Here is a 21,545-nt window from a genome sequence, read left to right on the forward strand (position 1 = left end):
ATGAGAGGTTGCATCATCCGCGCCGCGGCGCTGTCGGTCCTGGCGCTCGGCCTGGCGGACGCGGCGCAGGCCCGGCTCGTCAGCTTCACCGTGGAGCGGCAGGACTCCGCGGCGCCGGCCAAGCCCGGCGCCCCGGCCTACGAGATCCTGCGCGGCCGCTTCCGGGGCGAGCTGGACCCGGCCGACCCGGCCAACGCCATCATCACCGACATCCGGCAGGCGCCGCGCAACGCCCGTGGCAAGGTGGAGTATTCCGCCACCTTTGCCATCGCCCTGCCGGCCGACCCGAAGCAGGCCAGCGGCATGCTGGTCTACGACGTGCCCAACCGCGGCAATGGCGGCGTCGCCGCCGATCCGGACGGGCATGTCCGCGTCGTCAGCGGCTGGCAGGGCGACATCCCGGCCGCGGACGGGCTGCAGACGGCGGAGGTGCCGGTGGCGGCCGGGCTGACCGGGCCGGCCTTCGCCCGCTTCACCAACATGAAGGCCGGGACGAGGAGCCTGCCGATCCTGGTCGGCTTCGCCCGCACCGGCCCGGGCCCCGTGCCGGTGACGCTGGACACCCGCCGGGCGCGGCTGTTCCGGCAATCGGCCGACGACCGGCCGGCGATCCCGATCCCGCCGCGCGACTGGGCCTTCGGCAACTGCAGCGACAGCCCCTTCCCCGGCACGCCCGACCCCGGCTGGATCTGCCTGCGCGGCGGCTTCGACCCGCGCTTCGCCTATGGCCTCGCCTATACCGGCAAGGACCCGAAGGTGCTGGGCATCGGCTTCGCCGCCACCCGCGACCTGACCGCCTTCCTGCGCCACGCCACGGCGGATTCGGCCGGCGCGCCCAACCCGGTGGCCGGGCTGGTTCGGTGGACAGTGGCGTCCGGCACCTCGCAATCCGGCAACTTCCTGAAGAGCTTCCTCAATCTCGGCTTCAACGCGGACGAGCAGAGCCGGATCGTCTTCGACGGCATGAACCCCAATATCGCCGCGCGGCAGCTGCCGATGAACATCCGCTTCGGCGTGCCCGGCGGCGCCGCCACGCTGTACGAGCTGGGCAGCGAGGGCACTCTGTGGTGGGCGCGCTATGACGACCGGGCCCGCCGGCGCGGCACCACCAGCCTGCTGGACCGGTGCGAGGCGACGGGCACCTGCCCGAAGATCGTCGAGACCTTCGGCGCGGCGGAGCTGTGGGGCCTGCGCATGTCGCCGAACCTGGTCGGCACGGATGCGCGCTTCGACCTGCCGCTGCCGGCGAATGTGCGCCGCTACTACTTCCCCGGCGTGACCCATGGCGGGTCGCGCAACGGCGGCTTCTCGACCACCGGTGATCCCGCCCTTCCCGGCTCTCCGGCCTGCGTCCTGCCCGGCAACCCGAACCCGTCGTCCATGACCCTGCGGGCGCTGCAGAAGGCGCTGGTCGAGTGGGTCCGGTCGGGCAAGGAGCCGCCGGCCAGCCGCTATCCGACCCTGGCCGCCGGCGACCTGGTCGAGCCGACGGCGCGGGCGATGGGCTGGCCCGCGATCCCGGACGCGCCGCGGCCGGACGGCAAGATCAACATCTTCCTCGATTACGATGTCGGCCGCGGCTTCGACTATCCCGACCTCAGCGGCGTTCCCGACGTCCTGCCGCCGCGGATCCGGCAGGTGCTGCCGTCGCGGGTCGTGCGCGTCGACGGCGACGGCAACGAGGTCGCCGGCGTGCCCTCGGTGCAGGCGCTGGTGCCGCTCGGCACCTATACCGGCTGGAACGTGCTGGCCCAGGGCTACGGCGCGGGCGGCGGCTGCTCCTTCCTCGGCGGCTTCATCCCCTTCGCCCGGACGAAGGCGGAGCGGATCGCCGCGCGCGACCCGCGCCCGTCGCTGCAGGAGCGCTATCGCGACCATGCCGGCTTCGTGGCGCGGGTGAAGGCGGCCGCGGCGCAGCAGGTCGCCGCCGGCTGGCTGCTGCCGGACGACGCCGCGACCCTCGCGGCCCAGGCGGAGGCCAGCGACGTGCTGAAGGACTGAGTGGAACGAGTGGGCTCAGGCCAGCTGCCAGAATGGTGAGCGTCTTTGCGTTGCCTCTCCCGCGTGGCGGGAGAGGCACACCTCACCGCCTCGATACCATCGGACGACCCGATCCGGACCAAACTCATCCGCACAGGCCGGCGGCAAGACGCCGCCCTGGATATCGCGGGGTCCGTGCCCTACTTGGAACACAGACCCCGTGTATCCGGACCGACATGACCATCATCCGTTTCATCGCCGCGGCCCTGGCCGCGCTGTTCATCGCCGCCGGGCCTGCCACGGCCGCGGTCCGGCAGGCCCCGCTGACCGCCCAGGACCGGGCCGACCTGCAGCGGGTGGAGCAGTATCTCAGCAGCCTGACCACGGTGCAGGCGGACTTCGTCCAGACCACCAACAACACCGACCTGTATCGCGGCCGCTTCTACCTGAAGCGGCCGGGCAAGATGCGGCTCGAATACGACCCGCCGATCGACTTCATGTATGTCGCCGACGGCACCTGGCTGACCTATTACGACGCCGAGCTGCATCAGCGGAAGGACGTGCCGCTGGGCTCGACCATCGCCGACTTCATCACCCGGGAAAACGTCAGGCTGTCGGGCGACGTCACCGTCACCAAGGTCAGCCGCGGCCCCAACCTGTTGAGCGTCCAGCTGGTGCAGACCGACAAGCCGGAGGACGGCAGCCTGACCCTGAACTTCAGCACCAGCCCGATGATCCTGCAGAGCTGGGTCGCGGTCGACGCCCAGGGCACCGTCACCCAGGTCGACCTGACCGGCATCCAGCCGGGAGTGCAGCTGGACAACAAGCTGTTCGTCGTGCCGCGCAGCCGGAAAGACCGCTGAGCCCCATGTGGAAATGCTACTGGCGCGGCCGTCTGACGGCGGTTTCTGCGCTTCCGGTGCTCACGGACCTCCATGTCCGCTGCGCGCCGGTTCTCGAAACCACCGCCAGCCGACTCACGCCAGCGCATTTCCAAAGGGGCTCTGAGCGGTGACCGGGCCGACCGTCGAATGGCGCGGCGCGTTCGAGAACGGAGAGCTGAACGCCCTGCATGCCGAGTGCTTCGGGCACGCCGTGCTCGACGACGACTGGTGGGGCCAGGTCAACCGCTTCAGCCTGGGCTGGGCATGCCTGCGCCAAGCCGGCCGGCTGGTCGGCTTCGTCAACGTCGCCTGGGACGGGGGCGTGCACGCCTTCCTGCTCGACACCGCGGTGACGGCGTCGCTGCGGCGCCAGGGCCACGCGACGCGGCTGGTGCGGGAAGCGATCGCGCAGGCGCGCGCGGCCGGCTGCGAGTGGCTGCATGTCGATTTCGACCCGCATCTCCGCGGCTTCTATCTCGACGCCTGCGGCTTCGCGCCGACAGAGGCCGGCCTCGTCCGGCTGCGGTGACGCCGGCCGGCGCCGCGGCCGCTCAGCTGCTGTCGAGGGCGGGCTTCGGGTCGTCGACATAGAGGCCGAGGCCGAGGGAGCGGCAGAGGCGGTCGGCGGTGGTGGCGGTGGTCTCGGTGTCGAGCCACTCGATCACGTCGGGCTCCTGCAGCCGGACCGCCAGTCCGGCCCGGAGCCCCGGCACCCGGGTCGGATCGCGCACCTCGGCGAAGGCCCGCTCCATGGCGGCGGTGACCGCATCCCGGCGCCGGGCCCGCTCGGCCTCGATCGCGGCCGGGTCGCCGGCCGGCCGGGCCGGCCGCGGCGTGGCCGGCCAGCCGGGAGCCCAGCGGCGCCATTCCTCGGTGAGGCCGAGGCCGCAGGCGAGGCCGGCCATCACCGCGCCGACCGGCCGGTCCTCGACCCGGACCGCCTCGTCCTCGTAGAGATCCTCGATCCGCTCGTCGAGCTCGTTGGACAGGGCGTCGGCGCGGTCGAAATCCTGGACCTCGTCCCAGATCATGCACTTCATGACGTGCTCGACCTCGTCGCGGTGGCGGTCGCGGCGGGCCGGGCGGCCGGCCTCGCGCTCGGCGGACCGGGCCTTGTCGTCGGCACAGAGGTCCTTCACGGCGCGGGCGCGCTGGGCCAGGGTCTGGCGCACCAGATGGGCGTAGCGGGCGAAGGCGAGACCGGGGTCTCCGGCCGGGGCCGCAGCCTGGGGCTGAGCCTCCGGAGCCTCGGCCGGCGCGGCCGCAGCCGAGGGCTGGGCCTGAGCCGAAGCCTCGGGCTCCGGGGCCTGGGCGGCGAGGGCGCGGGCGCCGGCCGCCTCGGCCAGCTGCATGCTGATCTCGGCCAGGCGCGTGAGCATCTCGCACTGCTGCAGCGCGCAGCCGCGGCCATAGGCCTGGACATCGAAATCGGCGGGCACGTCCTTCATAGAACATATCATGAACGAGGCGCTTGGAGTTAAGCAATGAACATTGCGTTAACTACGATCCGCCCCTCCATCCGGCTTCGCCGGGCGCCGCCACGGATGCAGCGAATGCATCGCTGTCGGGCTATAGCCGAGCACACGCTCGGGCACGACAGGGTGGTCGGCTCGGCAGACGGCCGATGGGGCCGCAAGGGTGGCAAGCGGAACTTACGGCGGCACTGCAGGCGCGTCCGGTCCGCGCCATGACCAGACACTCCGACACCGATCTGATTCCGGACATCGGTCGACGCGGCGGCGCCCGGCCCTTTCCCACCCACCTCGACTAGAGTCGGATGCCGAAACCGGCCATTGCATTCGACACCCGAAACCGGACTTGTCCAACTCCGGCTTGCTCGGGCAAAACCGGTACGGGTGAAGGAGGTGTACCCGGACATAGACAAAGCTCCTAGCGAGCGGACGCTCACTGGCGGCAGACGTCGGCGCTTGCCAACCCTGTTATTGCGCTTGGCTCGCAGGACGGAATGTAGAGGGCGATGTCTAGGAATATCGCCCCTTGAACCGCGGCGCTGCCATGTTATCGTATGACAATAGTTTGCACCACATTGTCGCTTTTCATCAACCTTCTTGGAAGTACATCTTGGCCCAATTTCAAACTTGAAGCCTGATCGTTGGCGGGAGGCGGACCAGCATAGGCTGGAGGCTCATATAGTCCGCGATGAAAGAGATCATCGAGAGGGAGGATGTCGCGTTCAACGCCCCGATAGAGGTTGTTGTCGCAGCGCCGCAGGGTAGCCTTCTCTGCGCCTCAGAATTCGGTCGGATTCGAGCGCAGGACTAGCTACCTCAAACAAGACGCGCCATTCGAAGCAGTCGATCTGGCCCGCACTGGTCCTATCAGCTGCGGTCATTTGGATTAGTTGATTCAGACTTTGCCGCATCTGATCCGGGTGGACATTCAGACCTGGGCGGAGCCGGCGGAAGGGGAAACACCATGGCGATCATCAACGGTACTCCTGGGGACGACGTCTTTTCCGGAACGAACGGGAATGACACCATCATCGGCAACGGCGGGGATGACCTGCTTCATGGCGGCGGCGGCAGTGACAGGCTCGAAGGGGGTGTCGGTTCCGATAGCCTCTACGGCGACGCTGGCGACGACATCCTCCATGACGCCTCGACCGGAGACGACCTAAATGAGCTTCTGGACGGCGGAGACGGCACCGACACCGCTGATTACAGCTCGCACGGTCAGCACATCCTGCTCGACATTGAGCTGGGCGTCGGCGGCCTCACAGGTGGGGTGATTTTGGTGTCGATCGAGAACCTGATCGGCACAAAGTTCGACAACGACATGTTGTTTGGCAACGCCGGCAACAACGTCATCGACGGTCTTGCCGGAGCCGACCTTTTGCACGGAGGGGGCGGCGACGACGTGCTTCGCGGCGGAGCAGGGGCCGATAGCTTGAACGGCGGCGATGGCATCGACACTGCCAGCTATTACGACAGCAGCGCTGGCGTGATCGTCGATCTCACGTTGGGGACGAGCGGATCGGGCGGCGACGCCCAAGGTGATGATCTGGTGCGGATCGAGAATGTCAACGGCAGTCAGTGGAACGACACGCTGGGTGGTGATGCCGGCGCCAATGTCCTCGCCGGTTTGGGGGGTAACGACGTGCTTCGAGGCGGGAGGGGCGCTGACCGGCTTGACGGCGGCGTTGGCAGCGACACCGCTAGCTACTACGCCAGCGCTACCGGGGTGGCGGTTGATCTTGCGGTCGGCACCGGCATGGATGGCGACGCCCAAGGTGACGTGCTGGTGTCGATCGAGAACGTCGATGGCGGCCAGGGCAACGACACTCTCGCCGGAACCATTGGCGCAAACATCCTGGCCGGCTGGGGCGGCGACGACGTGCTCCGCGGCGGAGCGGGTGCGGACCGGCTCGACGGCGGCATCGGAAGGGACACAGCCAGCTATCTCACCAGCGCAGGAGGCGTGACAGCCGATCTGTCCTCGGGCACCGGCACTGGCGGCGACGCCCAGGGTGACACCTTGATTGGAATCGAGAACGTCACCGGCAGTCAAGGCAACGACAGGCTGACAGGAGATGACGGCAGCAATGTCCTGGCCGGCCTGGGCGGTAACGATGTGCTCCGAGGCGGGGCCGGGGCGGACCAGTTGGATGGCGGCCTCGGCATCGACACCGTCAGCTACTTTGAGGGCACGGTCGGGGTCTCGGTCAGTCTCATCACCGGCCAGGGCAGCGGCGGCAACGCACAGGGCGATGTTCTGACGGGGGTTGAGAACATTTCCGGCAGCCAGGGCGATGATGTCCTAGCGGGGGACGCCAGTGCCAACACGCTGCAGGGCTGGAACGGCAACGATGTGCTCCGCGGTGGGGCTGGGGCCGACGCGATGGACGGCGGCGCCGGCATCGATACAGTCAGCTACTTCGACAGCTCGATCGCGATCTCCGTCAGCCTCATCACCGGCCTGGGGGGCGGCGGCGCCGCCGCGGGCGACGCCCTAAGCGGGATCGAGAATCTCTCCGGCAGCCAGGGTAATGACGGCCTCGCTGGCGACGCCGGCGCCAACACGCTGCAGGGCTGGAACGGCAACGACGCCCTCGTCGGAGGAGCCGGCAGGGATATTCTGACAGGCGGCGCTGGGGCGGATCGCTATCACTTCACCGCCCTCAGCGACAGCGTGGTCGGGGCCAATGCCGACTTAATCACCGACTTCAGCCAAGCCCAAGTCGACCGAATCGACCTGCATCTGATCGATGCCAATACCGGCGTCGCCGGCGACCAGGCCTTCGTCTTTATCGGCTCGGGCCTCTACACCGGTGTTGCCGGCCAACTGCGCTACGCGACATCCAGCGGCGCCACCACCATTGCCGGTGATGTCGACGGCGACGGCGCCTCCGACTTCCACATCCAGCTCACCGGCGCCATCGGCCTCGTCGCCATCGACTTCGTGCTATAGCCCCGGGCCATCTCGACTGACGGCAGATCTCGGGTCGGACAAAAGGCCGGCATCGACGTAGCAGTGTCGATGCCGGCTGGAGGGCGCCAGAAGCGGCCGTTCTGGCAGCGCCCCGGAAGCGGACACTCGCCATTTGACAGAGACGACTGTTGGGGCTCTCCCGGCTTCCTGGGCGTCTCCGGTGCACACGTTCCCGACCGGAGCCGCCGAATTCCATTCCGGATCTAGAACGCAAGTCGTCCATTCGCGGTATTGGCACAGCGTGGCGACAAGGAGACTATGGAGCAGAAGGCCGACAGAGAATTCAGAAGACGCCGTAAATCGGCGCAACCAAACAGGAGGAGAGGCGATGATGGAAATCAGCATGGATGGCAGCGATCCCGCGACATGGGACCCCGCCCTGGATGCAGTCTTGGCAGCGCCGGAGAACCACGCGGTGCTCTACGAAGACGACCTGATCCGCGTTATTGCCGTCAGCATCGCACCCGGCGCGATCGAGAAACCGCATCACCATCGCTGGCCTTCGGTATTCGTGGTCGACCGCATGGTGAAGTTGCGCGATTTCAACGGCGTCTCCATCGAGGAAATCCCGCTGCCAGTCCCGAAAGATGCCGTCTTCCCAATCACTCTTAGATTCCCGCCGCAGCCGCTGCACTACGTGGAGAATGTCGACACTGAGCCGTTCCACGCCACCAGAATCGAGTTCAAGCAAGGCTTTCGGACCAGGATCTAGGGTCGGGACCCATAAACAGAGTGAAACATTCAGGTGACGGCTCCGGGCTCATGGCGGCGATTTGAGCGGCGACCTAGAGTGCTCGAATGACAGAGATTGCGCGCTATCGCTTCCGTGCTGCGACGATGGCCGACCTCGGCCTTTTGGCAGGTTGGCAAAAGGCTCCGCATGTTAGCCTTTGGTGGAATAGCGACGCTCCCTTTGACGAAGAGAAACTGGCTGACCCCCGCGTGTCGCGCTGGATCGTCTCGTTTGGTGAAAGGCCATTTGCCTATATGCAGGATTACGCCGTGCATGGGTGGCCACAGCATCATTTCGACTATCTTCCCGACCAATCCCGGGGGATCGACCAATACATCGGCGAACTCGACATGATTGGAAAAGGTCACGGCACGGGGTTTATCCGGCAGCGTATGCAAGAATTGTTTGGACAGGGGGTTCCGGCCCTGGCGACCGACCCGAGCCCAAAAAACAAGAGGGCGATCTCGGTATACGAGAAGCTGGGATTCCGTGTCGTGGGGCCAGCCAAAGAAACGCAATGGGGCACCGTCCTACCGATGGAGGCATGGGCCGTGTCCTAGGCGCGGCCTCAGGAAGGGGATTCCGTTTGCGGTGGGTTTGTGATTCACGGTCTCTGAAGGGAGACTGCGATGAATCGCAATTGTTTCTGGCTCACCAAGGAGCAGTTCGCTCGGCTGCGGCCGCTCTTGCCTACCGACACACGCGGAAAGCCGCGCGTCGATGACCGTCGCGTAATCAGCGGCATCGTACACGTGCTGAAGTCGGGCGGTCGTTGGGTTGATGCGCCACCGATCTACGGGCCTCGCAAGACCCTGTACAACCGCTTCGTCCGATGGGCCGCCAAAGGTGTTTGGGTCGACATCTTCCATGCCTTGGCCTCGGCCGGGGGGCCACCGGCACAGGTTCTGATCGACTCCTCGGCGGTGAAGGCGCATCGCTGCGCATCCGGCGGAAAAGGGGGGAGCGCAATCAAGCGATCGGCCGTTTACGGGGCGGCCGCACCACCAAGATCCACGCCCTGACCGATGGCTTGTGCCGCCCCATCGCTTTCCTTCTGAGGGGTGGCCAGGTCGCTGACTGCACGGCCGCAGACCTGCTGCTGGAACGGATGCCAAAGAGCCCGATCCTGCTCGGCGACAAGGGCTATGACAGCAACGCGATCCGTCACAAGGTCGAGGAGAAAGGGACGATGCCCAACATCCCACCGAAGGCCAACCGACGTTGGAAGAGTTGCTTCTCGTCGGTCCTTTACCGCGATCGCAACGCCATCGAGCGCATGTTTGGCAGGCTCAAGGACTTTCGCCGAATCGCCACGCGATATGACCGGTCGGCGACCAACTTCCTCGCCGCCGTCTGTCTCGCCGCCACTATCAGCTACTGGTTATGAGTCCGGACCCTAGCAGGCCAGTTTTTGGGTGACAGTTCCTATACTCGAAAAACTGCTGATCAGCGGCCGCGACCGTTACCTCGTGATAGAGGCGCAGTTTGGCGGCCGGCCCCAGCTTGGACAGGTACTTCATGGCCGCTCCGAAGATTGCGACATGGCTAGGATGGGATTCGGCCCATCGCTCCAGCGCCGCGAGGCTCTTCCACCAGCTCATGCCGAAGGATTTCTCGACCAGCCGGCCTTCAGCGTCGATGACCTGCATGTAGCGGTTGGCAAAGCAGCCGCAGGAGAGCCCCTCGTCGCTCAGGAAGTCCATTCCAGCCCTAAGCACCGGCTCGACCTCCTCCAGATACAGGCGCCTCTCCTCCGGTTCCGTGTCTGTCCAGTCCTGGCCGGAGCGGATGAGGCAGATATTCTCGTGCGGGATGACGCGAAGACGGCCGCCCTCCGCGAGGATGCGCGGCTCGCCTGCGGGGTCCATCGCGTCGGTCTGCGAGAGCGGGATGCGATCACGCATGCCACCCCAATAAGCGTGTTCGCGTATGGTGCCGCTCATGCCGTCGGCGACCACCGCCATGCCCTCGGCCCGGTCGGGAGCCGAGAACAGTGTCTCGTAGCGTTCGACAGCGGGCTTCAGGATTTCGGTGAAGAAGCCGAGCTTTTCACCCGCCGGTTTCTCGCCCGTCCAGTTTGCTCCGTGGAAGGCGAACCAGGGCTCGAAGCGTGCCGGATCGTCCCAATAAGCGATGGAGAGGACGTTGATGAAACCTTCCGCGTCGTCGCAGCGGGCGCGGTCCCAGTGGCCGGGTCCGTTTTCAGCCGCGAAGGCTTCGGCGATGGCTGCAAGCGGTGCGACGGAGGCAACCTTGTTCTCGGGGCGGAACTGCAAGCCGAAATAGGCCATCACCACGCTTCTGACCGAGGGCCGGTGCCGCGCGATGTAACACGGGTATGGCGGCTCGTAGTCGGCTCCTACGCGAGGATGGCGCGTGCGCGTGGTGACGAGGTGGCCGGGGATTGCCGGTTCCATCATGCCGCCTCCTCTTGATCACCCTTCCACGCCAGCTCGATATACTTAGTCAGTTGCACCAGCGATCACCCGGCCGGTAGCACGGGTCAGAACGAGGCGAGGACGGGGATCGTATCTTGCCCGGTGGTGGGCCAATATCGAGTCGGCTATCTGGACCGCATAGCGCCTGAGCACGATGTATCCGTTCAGGGCTTGAAACGCTCCGATCGTCGTCGTGCCCACCGCGTACAGCCGCGGCTGCGGGTGGTTACGAGCATCCAGCAATCGGCTCGTGGTGCGTTCGACGTCGAGACCGCCAAAGGGATGGGCGCGTGCCTGCCCGGATCGCAGCAACCCGTTGATGATTGGCTCAGCCATGGGATCGATCGCGTTCAACTCGGACGCCGCAGAAAAGACTCTGTCGAAGTGAAGCGGCTGAGGGTTCGCGGAAATAGCGACAAAACGGCCATCCGGCCCCTTGGCCACCGACTGCAGGCCTCGCACGACCTCGAGTTGGCCCGAGCCGGCAAGATCGAGTATGTCCGCTGCGCGGTGCCTCGGCATCGGACAGCACAGGCTGCTGTAGATGTGTCGGAATCTGGAAACAACGTCCCTACCGGCAGTGTCGAGGAGGTACCAGGCGTCCTGGCAGGCCACGATCGATTTGAGCGCGATCGAATAGGCAGTCTCGCCATCGTCGACGCACGCCAGCTGACGGCGCAGTCGGTCCAGGCCGTAGTCCGCTGGAAATATCTCGTCGACCAGGGCACGCCTGGATGCCCCGGCATGGTCGAGATCTTCATAGAGGAGCCGGACGAGATCCTGCAGAGTTACTTTGCCCTTTGCAGCGGCTATGCCTTCGATATTGCTCACCGTAAAATGCCGGAGGCTGTACCTCACCGGCGATGGACGAACTGCAGGCAGAAGGCCGCGCCGGGACAAGAGCGTGATGCGCCCGCGATGCCTGTCGGCCTTCAATGCGGCAATGAGATCCACTGCCGTCAGTCCGCAGCCGATGATCCCAATGTGCTCGTCGGGGTCCACCTCACCGAGCGTGTCCTGTAGGGGATAGGGCGAGACACGGAACTTCTCCTGCCCCGCCAGGCCGTAGGGATCGTGGACCGTCGCACGTCCCATGGACAGAACGGCGTAGTCAAAGACGTCATGACCTGTCGGCGTATCGACGCGGACGCGTTCGCCGGTAAGCGTCACTCCGGTGACCGGCTCGCGCACGAATGCGAAGGCGTCCATTCGCGCTGCCGCTTGCCGCGCGGCATCCTGGAGATATCGACCGATCAGGGAACGCGGGGCGAAGTTCTCACCTGCGAACTCCGCATAGCCGTTCGCCCTGCACCAATCATTGACGTGCTCCGGTTCCCAATGACGCACCGACAGGTCGGGCGTGTAGGTATTGGTCAGGGCCTCAGGTCGATCTGGCGCAAAGCTTTGGCCGCACCACGGGTGTGGCGTCGGATCGAAAACCGTCACGTCCAAGAACGCGCCTGGATCGACAGTGCCTCGCGCGCGGGCAAGGCCCTCCATCAGCGCGACCGCCGTCGGTCCCGCCCCTACGACTGCGACCCTCATCGGAATCGAACTCCCGGAGAGCAGCAAGCAACGGCAGCCAAGCCGCCAGGCCGTTGCCGCCTCGCGATTCCCCGCGTCCGACCAGTCCTGTCCATGGATGCGCCTCCGATCCGAGCGAAGCCCGTCGGGCCGACCGCGCACGGGGCGACCCGCCCGTCTTCCGCCTGAATTCCTGGCTCTGGAGCATCACCGGCGCGGCGAGCGGCCTGCTACAGCCTGGACCGCAGCCGATATGCCTCAGTGGTTCTGAATCGGATATTATGATTCGGCACAATATGTCAATGCGCAATACGGTTACGGTTCAGTAATACTGCAATTTTATCCAATACATCTCCAAATTTTGATTTGATTCTACTTTACATCAACTAATTGAGTCTCTTGGCGCCCCTTCCAATTCACAAGCGAAGGCATACCTCACCGCTCCGGGCCACCTCTTCCCGGATCATGCGCGCGCACTCTGGCGCTCCCGGCGAAGTTGCCTCGGAACATGTGCTGCCCGAAATGCCCGAGATCGGAGTTCAGATCGGCATAGACATTGCCGCCGATGTCCCGCCACCGGCGGCAGAAGGCGTAGTCCTCCGACAGAGAGCGCCTGGTGTCCGGATCGACCATGCAGTCAAAGAACAGCGAGTAGTAGGGCGCCTCCGGATTGTTCGGCGGCCCGTCCGGAACGTCGTTGAGCTCGGGACAGCTTTCCATCAGACGGCTGAACACGTGCCGCTTAATGACCATGAAGCCGGGGCGCCTCGGCGACATCGACAAAACCGTCCTCCGTACGAAACCTTGTGCACTTATTCACATCCTTCCGGTCTCACGGCGCAAATCCTGCGATATCCGAATCCCTGCAATCCGAGTCTCAGTTTCCGCTACGTTGTGTCGCTGACCTGAAATCCAGCGCTGCAGGCCGCGTGAAGAAATCCTCGCGCCCTGCCTCATCCCCGCGCGGCTTCGCGCCGATCGGAGGGGAGGGCGCCAAAAACCCCACATGGCGTCGGTCTTCGAAGAGTGGACGTTCTTCAGTGTCGGCTGCCAACGGCCGCAGGTGGAGGCGCGTGCGAATGTCCACTCTGGAGGAACCCGACAAGCCTCCGAACGTCCGCAATGGGGACGGAACGGACCTGCGGCCAGCATCGGCTGCCACGTCCGCACCGAGCAGAATCCGGTCCTCGCATCGCCCCGCCCCTCAGCCCTTGACCATGATCACCGTCGGCAGGGCGACGCCCGCGGCCGTCGGCATCTCCTCGCGCCGGACGGGGCGGTAGCCGAGCCTGGCGTAGAACGCCTCGGCATTGGCGTTGGCGCGCACCCGGAAGCGGCGGAAGCCGGCGGCGCGGGCGGCGGCTTCCGCCGCCTCGACCATGCGGCGGCCGAGGCCCTGGCCGGCCCGGTCCGGGGCGACGAAGACCTTGCGCAGCCGCGCCGCGGCCGGGTCGTCCGGCACCCGGCACCAGCCGGCGGTGGCGACCAGACGCCCGTCCGGCGCCTCCGCCACCAGGATGTTGTTCGACAAGAGCTCGCCCGCATAGTCCGGCGCCATGATCAGCGCCACATGCGCCGCGATCTGCGCCGGGCTGTGCATGTCGCCGGCCAGGGCAGCGAAGGAGTCGGCCTGCAGCCGGCGCACGGCGTCGAGATCGGCCTCACGGATCGGCCGCAGGACCAGCCCGTCGGTCACGACTCCGCCGGTTCCAGCCGGCGCGCCAGCGGGCCGTCCCGCTCCTCCAGGCAGCAGACCGTGTAGTCGCAGGTGATCTCCTCGCCCGCCGCGATGTCGCGCGCCGCCAGGGTCACCGGGCCGGAATTGTCGGTGTTCGGGTCGTCGTCGTGGTTCAGGAAGCGGGCGTCGTCGCCGTTGACGACATAGCCGCCCGGGATGTCCGGCGACAGATAGGCGTAGGTCTCGAAGAAGCGGCGCGGCACCTCGGGCAGCGCGGCCACGACATCCTGCGGCACCACCTTGTCGATCGCCGGGTCGAACCGCCAGATCGGCGTGCCCTTGGCGATCGGCGCCGCGGCGAAGACGCCCAGGCCGTGGATCGCGCTGGGCGCGACGTAGGTCGGAACCAGGAACATGGTGCCCCCCGCTTTCCGAGACCGTTTGGAAACGCTACTGCTGTGGCCGTCTGACGGCGGGCTCGAGCGCTTCCGGTGCTCACGGACCTCCATGTCCGCTGCGCTCCGGTTCTCGAAACCACCGCCAGCCGACTCACATCAGCGCATTTCCAAACGGTCTCTCCTTCTTGAATCGCTTATAACCACGGTTGGTGGTCGGCCGGAAGGGGGCAAACAACGCCTTGTTGCCGAACGCCGAGCCATGCGCCAGCCGCAGGGCCATTCCCGCCCCTGCGTGGCTGGTCGAACCGGCCCCGCGCGGCGAAATATGGCGTATCGGTCCAGGAGCTCGACATGTCCGCATCCCGCCCCGTCGTCGGCATCCCCGCCTGCGTCAAGCAGACCGGGGCCCATCCCTTCCACGTCGTCGGCGACAAATACATCCGGGCGGTGTCGGAGGGGGCGGACTGCCTGCCCTTCCTGATCCCGGCGCTGGGCGACTGGCACGATATCGACGCGGTGCTGGACCGGGTGGACGGCCTCCTGATCACCGGCAGCCTGTCCAACGTCGAGCCGAAGCATTACGCCGGCGAGGCCAGCGAGCCCGGCACGCTGCACGACCCGGACCGCGACGCCACCACCCTGCCGCTGATCCGCCGCGCGGTCGAGCGCGGCATCCCGCTGCTGGCGATCTGCCGCGGCCTGCAGGAGTTGAACGTGGTCTGCGGCGGCACTCTGTACCAGCATGTCGAGCGCGTGCCCGGCCGCACCGACCACCGCGCCGACGAGACCAAGCCGGTCGAGGCGCAGTACGGCCCGGCCCATCCGGTGAGCCTGACCGAGAACGGCGCACTGGCGGCGCTGTTCGGCAAGGCCGAGACCACGGTCAACACCATCCACGCCCAGGGCATCGACCGGCTGGGCGCCGGCCTCGCGGTCGAGGCGGTGGCGCCGGACGGGCAGATCGAGGCGGTGCGGATCGAGGCCGCGCCCTATTTCGGCCTTGCCACCCAGTGGCACCCGGAATGGAAGTTCCGGGAGAACCCGGATTCGACGGCGCTGTTCGAGGCCTTCGGCAAGGCGGTCCGCCGCTACGCTGCCGACCGCGACGGCCGCCGCGCCGCGGCGGAGTAGTTTCCACCAGCTCTGTCACCGCGAGACTGCGAAGGCGTTGCCTCTCCCGCCAGGCGGGAGAGGCAACGCAAAACGCTCGGTATTCTGTCGGCGTCGTTCTACCGTTGCCCGCCAGGCCGCAGGAGCCGGGCGCGGTCGATCTCCTCGGCCCGCAGCTTCGCCCGCACCCGCAGCAGGTCCTTGCGGGCCACGATGCCGATCAGCACCCCGTCCTCGCGCCGGGTGACCGGGACGCGGCCGGCATCGGCCTCCGCCATCCGGTCGGCGAGGCGCCCCGCCAGCTCGTCCGGATGGCCCAGCACCAGCGGACCGCCGGCGACGGCGTCGGCGAGGGTGGTGCCGCGCGGCCAGCCGGAGACGGTCCAGCGCAGCACATCCGCCCGCGCCACCATGCCGACCGGCTGGCCGGCGGCGTCGACCACCGGATAGCTCTTGTGCCGGGGACCCGCGGATTCGTCGGTGAAGAAGGCGATCGCCTGCTCCACCGGCATCGCCGCCGGCAGCGTGTCGACCCGGGGCACCATGACATCGGCCACCCGGGTCAGCTCGAACGGGTCGACGATGTATTCGCGCAGGATGTGGTGACCGCGCCGGGCGATCTTCTCGGTCAGGATCGACCGCTTCAGCAGCAGCACGGTGACGGCATAGGCGGCGATGCAGGCGGCCAGCAGGGCTGGCAGCATCCCGAGATTGCCGGTCAGCTCGACCGCGAAGACCGCGGCGGTCAGCGGCGAGCGCATGGTGCCGCCCATCATCGCCGCCATGCCGAGCAGGGCCCAGACGCCGCTGCCGCCGGGCAGAACCGTGCCTTCCAGCGCGCCCAGCGCCCCGCCCATGATCAGCAGCGGCGCCAGCACGCCGCCCGAGGTGCCGGAGCCGAGCGCGATCGACCAGATCAGCGCCTTCACCACCAGCAGGCGCAGCACCTCGCCCGCGGCCAGATGGCCGGCCAGGAGCGCGCGGATCGAATCGTAGCCGACGCCGAGCGCCGCGGGATCGACGAGGCCGCCCAGGCCGATGGCGACGCCGCCCAGCACCGGCCACCACATCCAGTGGATCGGCAGCCGCTCGAACAGGTCCTCGAAGCCGTAGACCAGCGCGGTCAGGAGGCCGGAGCCGAAGCCGGCGGCGATGCCCACGCCGATCACCGCGGCGAGGGCCGGGCCGGACAGGTCGACCATGCCTGCGAAGGGGAACAGCGGCCCGGCCTCGAACAGCAGGGGGCGCCAGGCCGCGGCGATGATGGCGGCGGCCGCGACCGGGATCAGGCTGCGCGGCTTCCATTCGAACAGCAGCAGCTCGACCGCCAGCAGCACCGCCGCGACCGGGGTGCCGAAGATCGCGGTCATGCCGGCGGCGGCGCCGGCGACCAGCAGGGTCTTCCGCTCCGCCGCCGTCAGGTGGAACAGCTGGGCGAACAGCGACCCCAGCGCGCCGCCGGTCATGATGATCGGGCCCTCGGCGCCGAACGGCCCGCCGGTGCCGATCGACACGGCGGAGGACAGCGGTTTCAGCACCGCCACCTTGGGCTGGATCCGGCTGCTGCCGATCAGGATCGCCTCGATCGCCTCCGGGATGCCGTGACCGCGGATCTTCTCCGACCCATAGCGGGCCATCAGGCCGATGATCAGGCAGCCGACCGGCGGCACCAGCACCGCGGCGAGGCCGAGCGGCGACCGGCCGAGATCGACCGATGCGGTCGAGAACCGGCCGAACCAGGCGAGGTTGGTGACCAGCGCGATCAGCTGCAGCAGCGCCCAGGCGGCGGCGGTCCCGGCGGTGCCGACCACCGGCGCCATGGCGATCAGCCGGAGCGCGCCGCGATCGATGGTGAAGTCGCCCAGCTTGACGGAGGGCCTGGCGGCGGAACGGGTCGGGGCGGGGGCGCGGCCAAGGGGAGCTTGGGCCGCCGCCGGGTCTGCGGGTCTCGACATCGGGCCGGGTTCCGGAGGATCAAGGGGCATCCGGCGCTGAGAGACCGCTTGGAAATGCTACTGGTGCGGCCGTCTGACGGCGGTTTCTGCGCTTCCGGTGCTCATGGACCCAAACGTCCGCTGCGCGCCGGTTCTCGAAACCACCGCCAGCCGACTCACACCAGCGCATTTCCGAGCGGTCTCTGAGCCCGGACGCCGGATAAATATCGTAATACGATATATTTTCAAGAGCGAGGATGCGCGGCCCGATGACCCAGGCCCTGAGCAAGGCGGATTACGAGGCGCTGGCGGCGTTCCGCCACGCGCTGCGGCGCTTCCTCGACTTCAGCGGCGAGGCGGCGAAGGCGGCCGGGCTGACGCCGCAGCAGCACCAGGCGCTGCTGGCGATCAAGGGGTTCCCGGGGCGCGACCGGGTGACGATCGGCGAGCTGGCGGAGCGGCTGGTGCAGCGCCACCACAGCACGGTCGGGCTGGTCGACCGGCTGGAGGCTCTGGGCCTGGTGCGGCGCGAGACCGACCCGGCGGACCGCCGCCGTGCCCTGGTCGGCCTCACCGACCGGGCCGAGGAGGTGCTGGCAGGCCTGTCAGCCAGCCATCGCGACGAGCTGCGCCGCCTCGGCCCCACCCTGGCCGCGCTGCTGCAGCGGCTGGGGACAGACGGCTAGGGGGACGGGCTCCAGGCCGGACATCGCCGTGCCGCCAGGGCCGGATCGGAGTATACTCGACGGCAAGACCCGCCCATGACGGCGGGCGTTCAGGGAGGTCCGACGATGTCGGTCTTCACTCCGGTCCCGACTCCGCTCGCGGCGGTGGACGAGGCATCGCGCGTGGCCGCGCTCCGCCAGTACGACATCCTGGATACGATGCCGGAATTCGCCTATGACGCGCTGACCGAGCTCGCGGCCCAGATCTGCGGCTGCCCCGTCGCCCTCCTGGGGCTGATCGACGAGCGGCGCGACTTCATCAAGGCGAAGTACGGGCTTCCGCCCGAGATCACGGAGTGCCCGCGCGACGTCACGATCTGCGCCCAGACGCTGTTCTTCAACGACCTCCTCTACGTGCCCGACACGACCAAGGACGAGCGGTTCAACCAGCTCGGCACGGTGGTGGGCGAGCCCTATGTCCGGGTCTATTGCGGCATGCCGCTGATCAATCCGGAAGGCTATGCGCTGGGCACGCTCTGCGTCGTCGATTTCGAGCCGCACGAGATCACCCCGCAGCAGCAGGAGGCGGTGCGCCGCCTCGCCCGCCAGGCGATGGCGCAGCTCGAGCTGCGGCGCCGGCTGATCGAGCGCGAGCGCATGGTGCGGGAGCTGACCGAGGCGCGCGCGGCGCTGGTCGCCGAGAAGGAGAAGTCGGACCGGCTGCTGCTCGACATCCTGCCGGCGTCGATCGCGGCCGAACTGCGGGAGAACCAGCGGGTCCGGCCCAGCTACTACGAATCGGCGACGGTCCTCTTCGCCGATTTCAAGGGCTTCACCCGGCTGACCGAGCGGTTCGAGCCGGCCGGGCTGATCGAGCAGCTCGACCGCCATTTCGCCGCCTTCGACGACATCGCCGGCGAGCACCGGCTGGAGAAGCTCAAGACCATCGGCGACGCGTATCTCTGCGTCGGTGGGCTGCCCGAGACGAACCGCACCCATGCCGTCGACGCCTGCCTCGCGGCGCTGCGGATGCAGGCGGTCACCGCCCGGCTGAACCGCCAGCGCGAGGCGCTGCACCTCCCGCCCTGGGAGCTGCGCATCGGCATCAACACCGGCCCGCTAGTCGCCGGCGTGGTCGGCAAGCGGAAGTTCACCTACGACGTCTGGGGGAACTCGGTGAACGTGGCCGAGCGCATGGAGGCGGCCTGCGAACCCGGCCTCGTCAACATCTCGGCCTCGACCGAGATGCATGTCCGCCACCTCTTCGAGACCGAGCCACGCGGGACGGTGGAGGTGAAACACATGGGCCACATGCCGATGGCCTTCCTCCGCCGCATCCGCCCGGAATTCTCGACCGACCCGGCGGGGATGTTGCCGAACGAGGCGTTCTGGCGGGCCGTCGGCTAGGGTGGCGGGACGAGGCCGGACGCAAGCCTCGCTATTCCGGAAGGTTGCCCAGCATCTTCCGGTATTCCTGCTCCGTGAACGTCTTCATCGTGGTGGTCCGGACGTTTCCGCGCGAGCCGACGGCGAGCACGAATGTCGCGACGGCCTCGTCGTTCGGAGCATTCAGGTGGACCATGACATCGTATGGTCCCATGCAGAGGAACAGTTCCTTCAACTCGACGCCGAGGCCTTGGGCGAGTTCCCGCGCGGCATCGATGCGCTTGGCGCCATCACGGATCGTCCGGATTCCCTGATCCGTGAAGTTGATGAGCATACAATAGGCAGCCATCTTGACCTCCCACGCAACGCTGGTTGCAGCGAAAGACTGAGATGTGCCGGAGAAGATCGCAGCAGGTGAACTTTTGACCGGCCGAAGAATATAGAAAATGACCGACGCCGGCCACATCCCACACCAAGCGGCCGAGAAAGATCCTAAGATCCTTTCGGGCGCGTCGACTGATCTACCCTGAAGATGATTGTCATGGAATACCTCCCCAGGATGAGATTTTCTACTTTTTATCTATTGGAATATTACCCTTAACGTGCACAAAAGTCACATAAAACCATCACCGTCGACCGAAAACGCCTGCAGACGGCGAGCATGGGCGCATGGAGCGCCCGCATCGATCTGGGGACGTCGTGCCGGATGCAAACCTCCGGCCCGCCACCCCTCAGCGCGCCAACGCCGCGTCGACGGCCTTCGTCACCTCCGCCCCGGTCGGCTCGGCGGCGCTCGGGAAGGCGGCCAGCAGGCTGCCGTCGCGGCCGATCAGCAGCTTGTGGAAGTTCCATTTCGGCACGGCCGCCGCATCCTGCTGCGCCGCCCAGAGGTACAGCGGATGGGCGTCGGCGCCGACCACCGGCTGCTTCGCCAGCATCGGGAAGTCGATGCCGAAATTGGTCTCGCAGAATTCCTTGATCTCGCCGGCCGAGCCCGGCTCCTGCGCCCCGAAATCGTTCGACGGCACGCCGAGCAGCACGAAGTCGCGGTCGCGGTTGCGGGCCCACAGCTCCTGCAGGCCGGAATACTGCCGGGTGAAGCCGCAGAAGGAGGCGGTGTTGACCACCAGCACCACCTTGCCGGCGAAGGCGTCCGGGGCGAAGGCGCCGCCCTCCAGCTTCGGCAGCGGCACGGCGGACCAGTCGAGCGGCCGGGCCGCGGCGGGAGTCGCGATCATGATCAGCACCAGGACGATGAATCGGGCCAGCATCGGGAGACCTCCGACGGGATGCCCCACGCTGCGCCGCCGCGCCGCGGGGTGCAAGACCCTGATGCCCCAGCGGCGAATCCCGTGCTAGGACCAGGACCCGCCCGATCCCCGGCGATGGAACCCCGCCCGTGCCCGAAACCGTCCTGCACCTCCACCCCGGCATGCCGGAGGCCTCGCTGCGCGCCATGCGCGAGCGCTTCGACCTGGTCGAGCATTCCCGCGCCAGCGCCGCCGCCGACCCGCTGCCGGAGACCGACCGCATCCGCGGCGTGGTCACGATCGGCGTGATCGGCATCGACCGGGCGCTGATCGAGCGGCTGCCCCATCTCGGCATCATCGCCTGCTACGGTTCGGGCTATGAGCGGATCGACGTCGCCGCGGCGCGGGAGCGCGGCGTGGTGGTCACCAGCAACACCGGCGCCAACGCCGCCTGCGTTGCCGACATGGCGCTGGCCCTGCTGCTGGCCAGCGTGCGCCGGCTGGGCGAGGGCGACCGCTTCATCCGCGCCGGGCGCTGGACCCGCGCGGCCGCGCCGCCGGAGCTGATCTCGACCGGCCTGGCCGGGCGCCGGGTCGGCATCCTCGGTCTCGGCGCGATCGGCGAGAAGATCGCCCGCCGCGCCGCCGCCTTCGACATGGAGGTGGCCTATCACAACCGCCGGCCGAAGCCGGGCGTGCCCTGGACCTATAATCCCACCCTGGCCTCCCTGGCGGAATGGGCGGACATCCTGGTCGTCTCCTGCCGCTCGGACGAGAGCACCCGCGGCATCGTCGACCGCTCGGTGCTGGCGGCGCTGGGGCCGCGGGGCCATGTCGTCAACATCGCCCGCGGTGAGGTGGTGGACGAGGCGGCCCTGATCGCGGCGCTCGAATCCGGCGCCATCGCCGGCGCCGGCCTCGACGGGTTCGAGCACGAGCCCGAGGTGCCGGAGGCGCTGAAGCGGCTGGAGAACGTGGTGCTGGCGCCGCACATCGCCAGCCTGACCGAGGCCGCCCATCGCGAGATGTGCCGGATGACGATCGAGAGCCTTGAGAATTTCTTCGCCGGCCGTCCGCTGCCGAACGCGGTGTAGCGCTATGATGGCCCGCCCGATG

Annotated in this window: 21 protein-coding genes; 11 read left to right on the forward strand and 10 right to left on the reverse strand. The window is 67.6% G+C overall.

From position 1 onward, the window contains the following. From KXR53_RS05465 to KXR53_RS05475, 3 genes are all read left to right on the forward strand, one after another. Nucleotides 1–2,001, forward strand: a complete 2,001-nt coding sequence (locus KXR53_RS05465) for an alpha/beta hydrolase domain-containing protein (protein ID WP_437374085.1) — start codon at nucleotides 1–3, stop codon at nucleotides 1,999–2,001. A 215-nt stretch (nucleotides 2,002–2,216) separates the two neighbouring features. Then, on the forward strand, nucleotides 2,217–2,843 hold the full coding sequence (locus KXR53_RS05470; RefSeq protein ID WP_437374086.1) for a LolA family protein: 627 nt from the start codon (nucleotides 2,217–2,219) through the stop codon (nucleotides 2,841–2,843). Between the two features lie 148 nt (nucleotides 2,844–2,991). Continuing rightward, complete coding sequence (locus KXR53_RS05475) at nucleotides 2,992–3,393, forward strand: GNAT family N-acetyltransferase (RefSeq protein WP_437374087.1); 402 nt, start codon at nucleotides 2,992–2,994, stop codon at nucleotides 3,391–3,393. A 22-nt stretch (nucleotides 3,394–3,415) separates the two neighbouring features. On the opposite strand, the gene KXR53_RS05480 is transcribed toward KXR53_RS05475, so the two are convergent. After that, on the reverse strand, nucleotides 3,416–4,312 hold the full coding sequence (locus tag KXR53_RS05480; protein WP_437374088.1) for a hypothetical protein: 897 nt from the start codon (nucleotides 4,310–4,312) through the stop codon (nucleotides 3,416–3,418). A gap of 988 nt (nucleotides 4,313–5,300) precedes the next feature. Between KXR53_RS05480 and KXR53_RS05485 the strand changes: the two genes are divergently transcribed. The 4 genes from KXR53_RS05485 to KXR53_RS05500 all read left to right on the forward strand — a co-directional run bounded on the left by KXR53_RS05485 (nucleotide 5,301) and on the right by KXR53_RS05500 (nucleotide 9,433). Further along, nucleotides 5,301–7,292 (forward strand): hypothetical protein, encoded by a 1,992-nt coding sequence (locus tag KXR53_RS05485; RefSeq protein ID WP_437374089.1) that lies wholly within the window; start codon nucleotides 5,301–5,303, stop codon nucleotides 7,290–7,292. A gap of 349 nt (nucleotides 7,293–7,641) precedes the next feature. Further along, nucleotides 7,642–8,025, forward strand: a complete 384-nt coding sequence (locus KXR53_RS05490; protein ID WP_437374090.1) for a hypothetical protein — start codon at nucleotides 7,642–7,644, stop codon at nucleotides 8,023–8,025. An 86-nt stretch (nucleotides 8,026–8,111) separates the two neighbouring features. Further along, nucleotides 8,112–8,606 carry a GNAT family N-acetyltransferase gene (locus tag KXR53_RS05495; RefSeq protein WP_437374091.1) on the forward strand — a complete coding sequence of 165 codons (495 nt, stop codon included), beginning with the start codon at nucleotides 8,112–8,114 and terminating at the stop codon, nucleotides 8,604–8,606. 69 nt (nucleotides 8,607–8,675) lie between these two features. Then, nucleotides 8,676–9,433, forward strand: a protein-coding gene (locus KXR53_RS05500; RefSeq protein WP_437374092.1) for an IS5 family transposase whose coding sequence is annotated in 2 segments (ribosomal slippage) — nucleotides 8,676–9,009 and nucleotides 9,009–9,433 — 759 coding nt in all. Because the reading frame shifts where the segments join, the coding sequence is not laid out codon by codon here. Here KXR53_RS05500 and KXR53_RS05505 read toward each other — a convergent pair. The 6 genes from KXR53_RS05505 to KXR53_RS05530 all read right to left on the reverse strand — a co-directional run bounded on the left by KXR53_RS05505 (nucleotide 9,417) and on the right by KXR53_RS05530 (nucleotide 14,364). Next, nucleotides 9,417–10,337 (reverse strand): phenylacetaldoxime dehydratase family protein, encoded by a 921-nt coding sequence (locus tag KXR53_RS05505; RefSeq protein ID WP_437374093.1) that lies wholly within the window; start codon nucleotides 10,335–10,337, stop codon nucleotides 9,417–9,419. The genes KXR53_RS05500 and KXR53_RS05505 overlap by 17 nt on opposite strands. A 171-nt stretch (nucleotides 10,338–10,508) precedes the next feature. After that, the gene (locus tag KXR53_RS05510) at nucleotides 10,509–12,029 is read right to left on the reverse strand and encodes an FAD/NAD(P)-binding protein (protein ID WP_437374094.1); all 1,521 of its coding nucleotides are present in this window, start codon (nucleotides 12,027–12,029) and stop codon (nucleotides 10,509–10,511) included. A 414-nt stretch (nucleotides 12,030–12,443) separates the two neighbouring features. Then, nucleotides 12,444–12,785: a hypothetical protein gene (locus KXR53_RS05515; RefSeq protein ID WP_437374095.1), complete on the reverse strand. Its 342-nt coding sequence runs from the start codon at nucleotides 12,783–12,785 to the stop codon at nucleotides 12,444–12,446. Between the two features lie 427 nt (nucleotides 12,786–13,212). Further along, nucleotides 13,213–13,704, reverse strand: coding sequence for a GNAT family N-acetyltransferase (locus tag KXR53_RS05520; protein WP_437374096.1), 492 nt, complete (start codon nucleotides 13,702–13,704; stop codon nucleotides 13,213–13,215). Further along, nucleotides 13,701–14,102: an SET domain-containing protein gene (locus tag KXR53_RS05525; protein ID WP_437374097.1), complete on the reverse strand. Its 402-nt coding sequence runs from the start codon at nucleotides 14,100–14,102 to the stop codon at nucleotides 13,701–13,703. The genes KXR53_RS05520 and KXR53_RS05525 overlap by 4 nt, the downstream gene beginning before the upstream one ends. 133 nt (nucleotides 14,103–14,235) lie before the next feature. Further along, entirely contained in the window at nucleotides 14,236–14,364 is a 129-nt protein-coding gene (locus KXR53_RS05530; RefSeq protein ID WP_281171505.1) for a hypothetical protein, read from the reverse strand. Nucleotides 14,365–14,435: 71 nt separating this feature from the next. Here KXR53_RS05530 and KXR53_RS05535 point away from each other — a divergent pair, with 71 nt between their 5' ends. Next, nucleotides 14,436–15,215 (forward strand): gamma-glutamyl-gamma-aminobutyrate hydrolase family protein, encoded by a 780-nt coding sequence (locus KXR53_RS05535; protein WP_437374098.1) that lies wholly within the window; start codon nucleotides 14,436–14,438, stop codon nucleotides 15,213–15,215. A gap of 98 nt (nucleotides 15,216–15,313) precedes the next feature. Here the strand turns inward: KXR53_RS05535 and KXR53_RS05540 are convergent, their stop codons facing one another. Next, a complete protein-coding gene (locus KXR53_RS05540) occupies nucleotides 15,314–17,149 on the reverse strand; it encodes a chloride channel protein (protein WP_437374099.1) in 1,836 nt (611 codons plus the stop codon). A gap of 248 nt (nucleotides 17,150–17,397) precedes the next feature. Between KXR53_RS05540 and KXR53_RS05545 the strand changes: the two genes are divergently transcribed. Together KXR53_RS05545 and KXR53_RS05550 are read left to right on the forward strand one after the other, a co-directional pair. Further along, on the forward strand, nucleotides 17,398–17,814 hold the full coding sequence (locus KXR53_RS05545; RefSeq protein ID WP_437374100.1) for a MarR family winged helix-turn-helix transcriptional regulator: 417 nt from the start codon (nucleotides 17,398–17,400) through the stop codon (nucleotides 17,812–17,814). A 105-nt stretch (nucleotides 17,815–17,919) separates the two neighbouring features. Then, nucleotides 17,920–19,200 (forward strand): adenylate/guanylate cyclase domain-containing protein, encoded by a 1,281-nt coding sequence (locus KXR53_RS05550; protein ID WP_437374101.1) that lies wholly within the window; start codon nucleotides 17,920–17,922, stop codon nucleotides 19,198–19,200. A 31-nt stretch (nucleotides 19,201–19,231) separates the two neighbouring features. Here KXR53_RS05550 and KXR53_RS05555 read toward each other — a convergent pair whose 3' ends face one another. Continuing rightward, the gene (locus KXR53_RS05555; protein WP_437374102.1) at nucleotides 19,232–19,528 is read right to left on the reverse strand and encodes a GYD domain-containing protein; all 297 of its coding nucleotides are present in this window, start codon (nucleotides 19,526–19,528) and stop codon (nucleotides 19,232–19,234) included. A gap of 382 nt (nucleotides 19,529–19,910) precedes the next feature. Continuing rightward, nucleotides 19,911–20,450, reverse strand: coding sequence for a glutathione peroxidase (locus tag KXR53_RS05560; RefSeq protein WP_437374103.1), 540 nt, complete (start codon nucleotides 20,448–20,450; stop codon nucleotides 19,911–19,913). Nucleotides 20,451–20,578: 128 nt separating this feature from the next. On the opposite strand from KXR53_RS05560, the gene KXR53_RS05565 reads away from it, so the two are divergent. After that, on the forward strand, nucleotides 20,579–21,523 hold the full coding sequence (locus tag KXR53_RS05565) for a 2-hydroxyacid dehydrogenase (RefSeq protein WP_437374104.1): 945 nt from the start codon (nucleotides 20,579–20,581) through the stop codon (nucleotides 21,521–21,523). Nucleotides 21,524–21,545 lie beyond the last annotated feature (22 nt).

This window comes from Inquilinus limosus (assembly GCF_051487185.1).
GTDB lineage: Bacteria > Pseudomonadota > Alphaproteobacteria > DSM-16000 > Inquilinaceae > Inquilinus > Inquilinus limosus_F.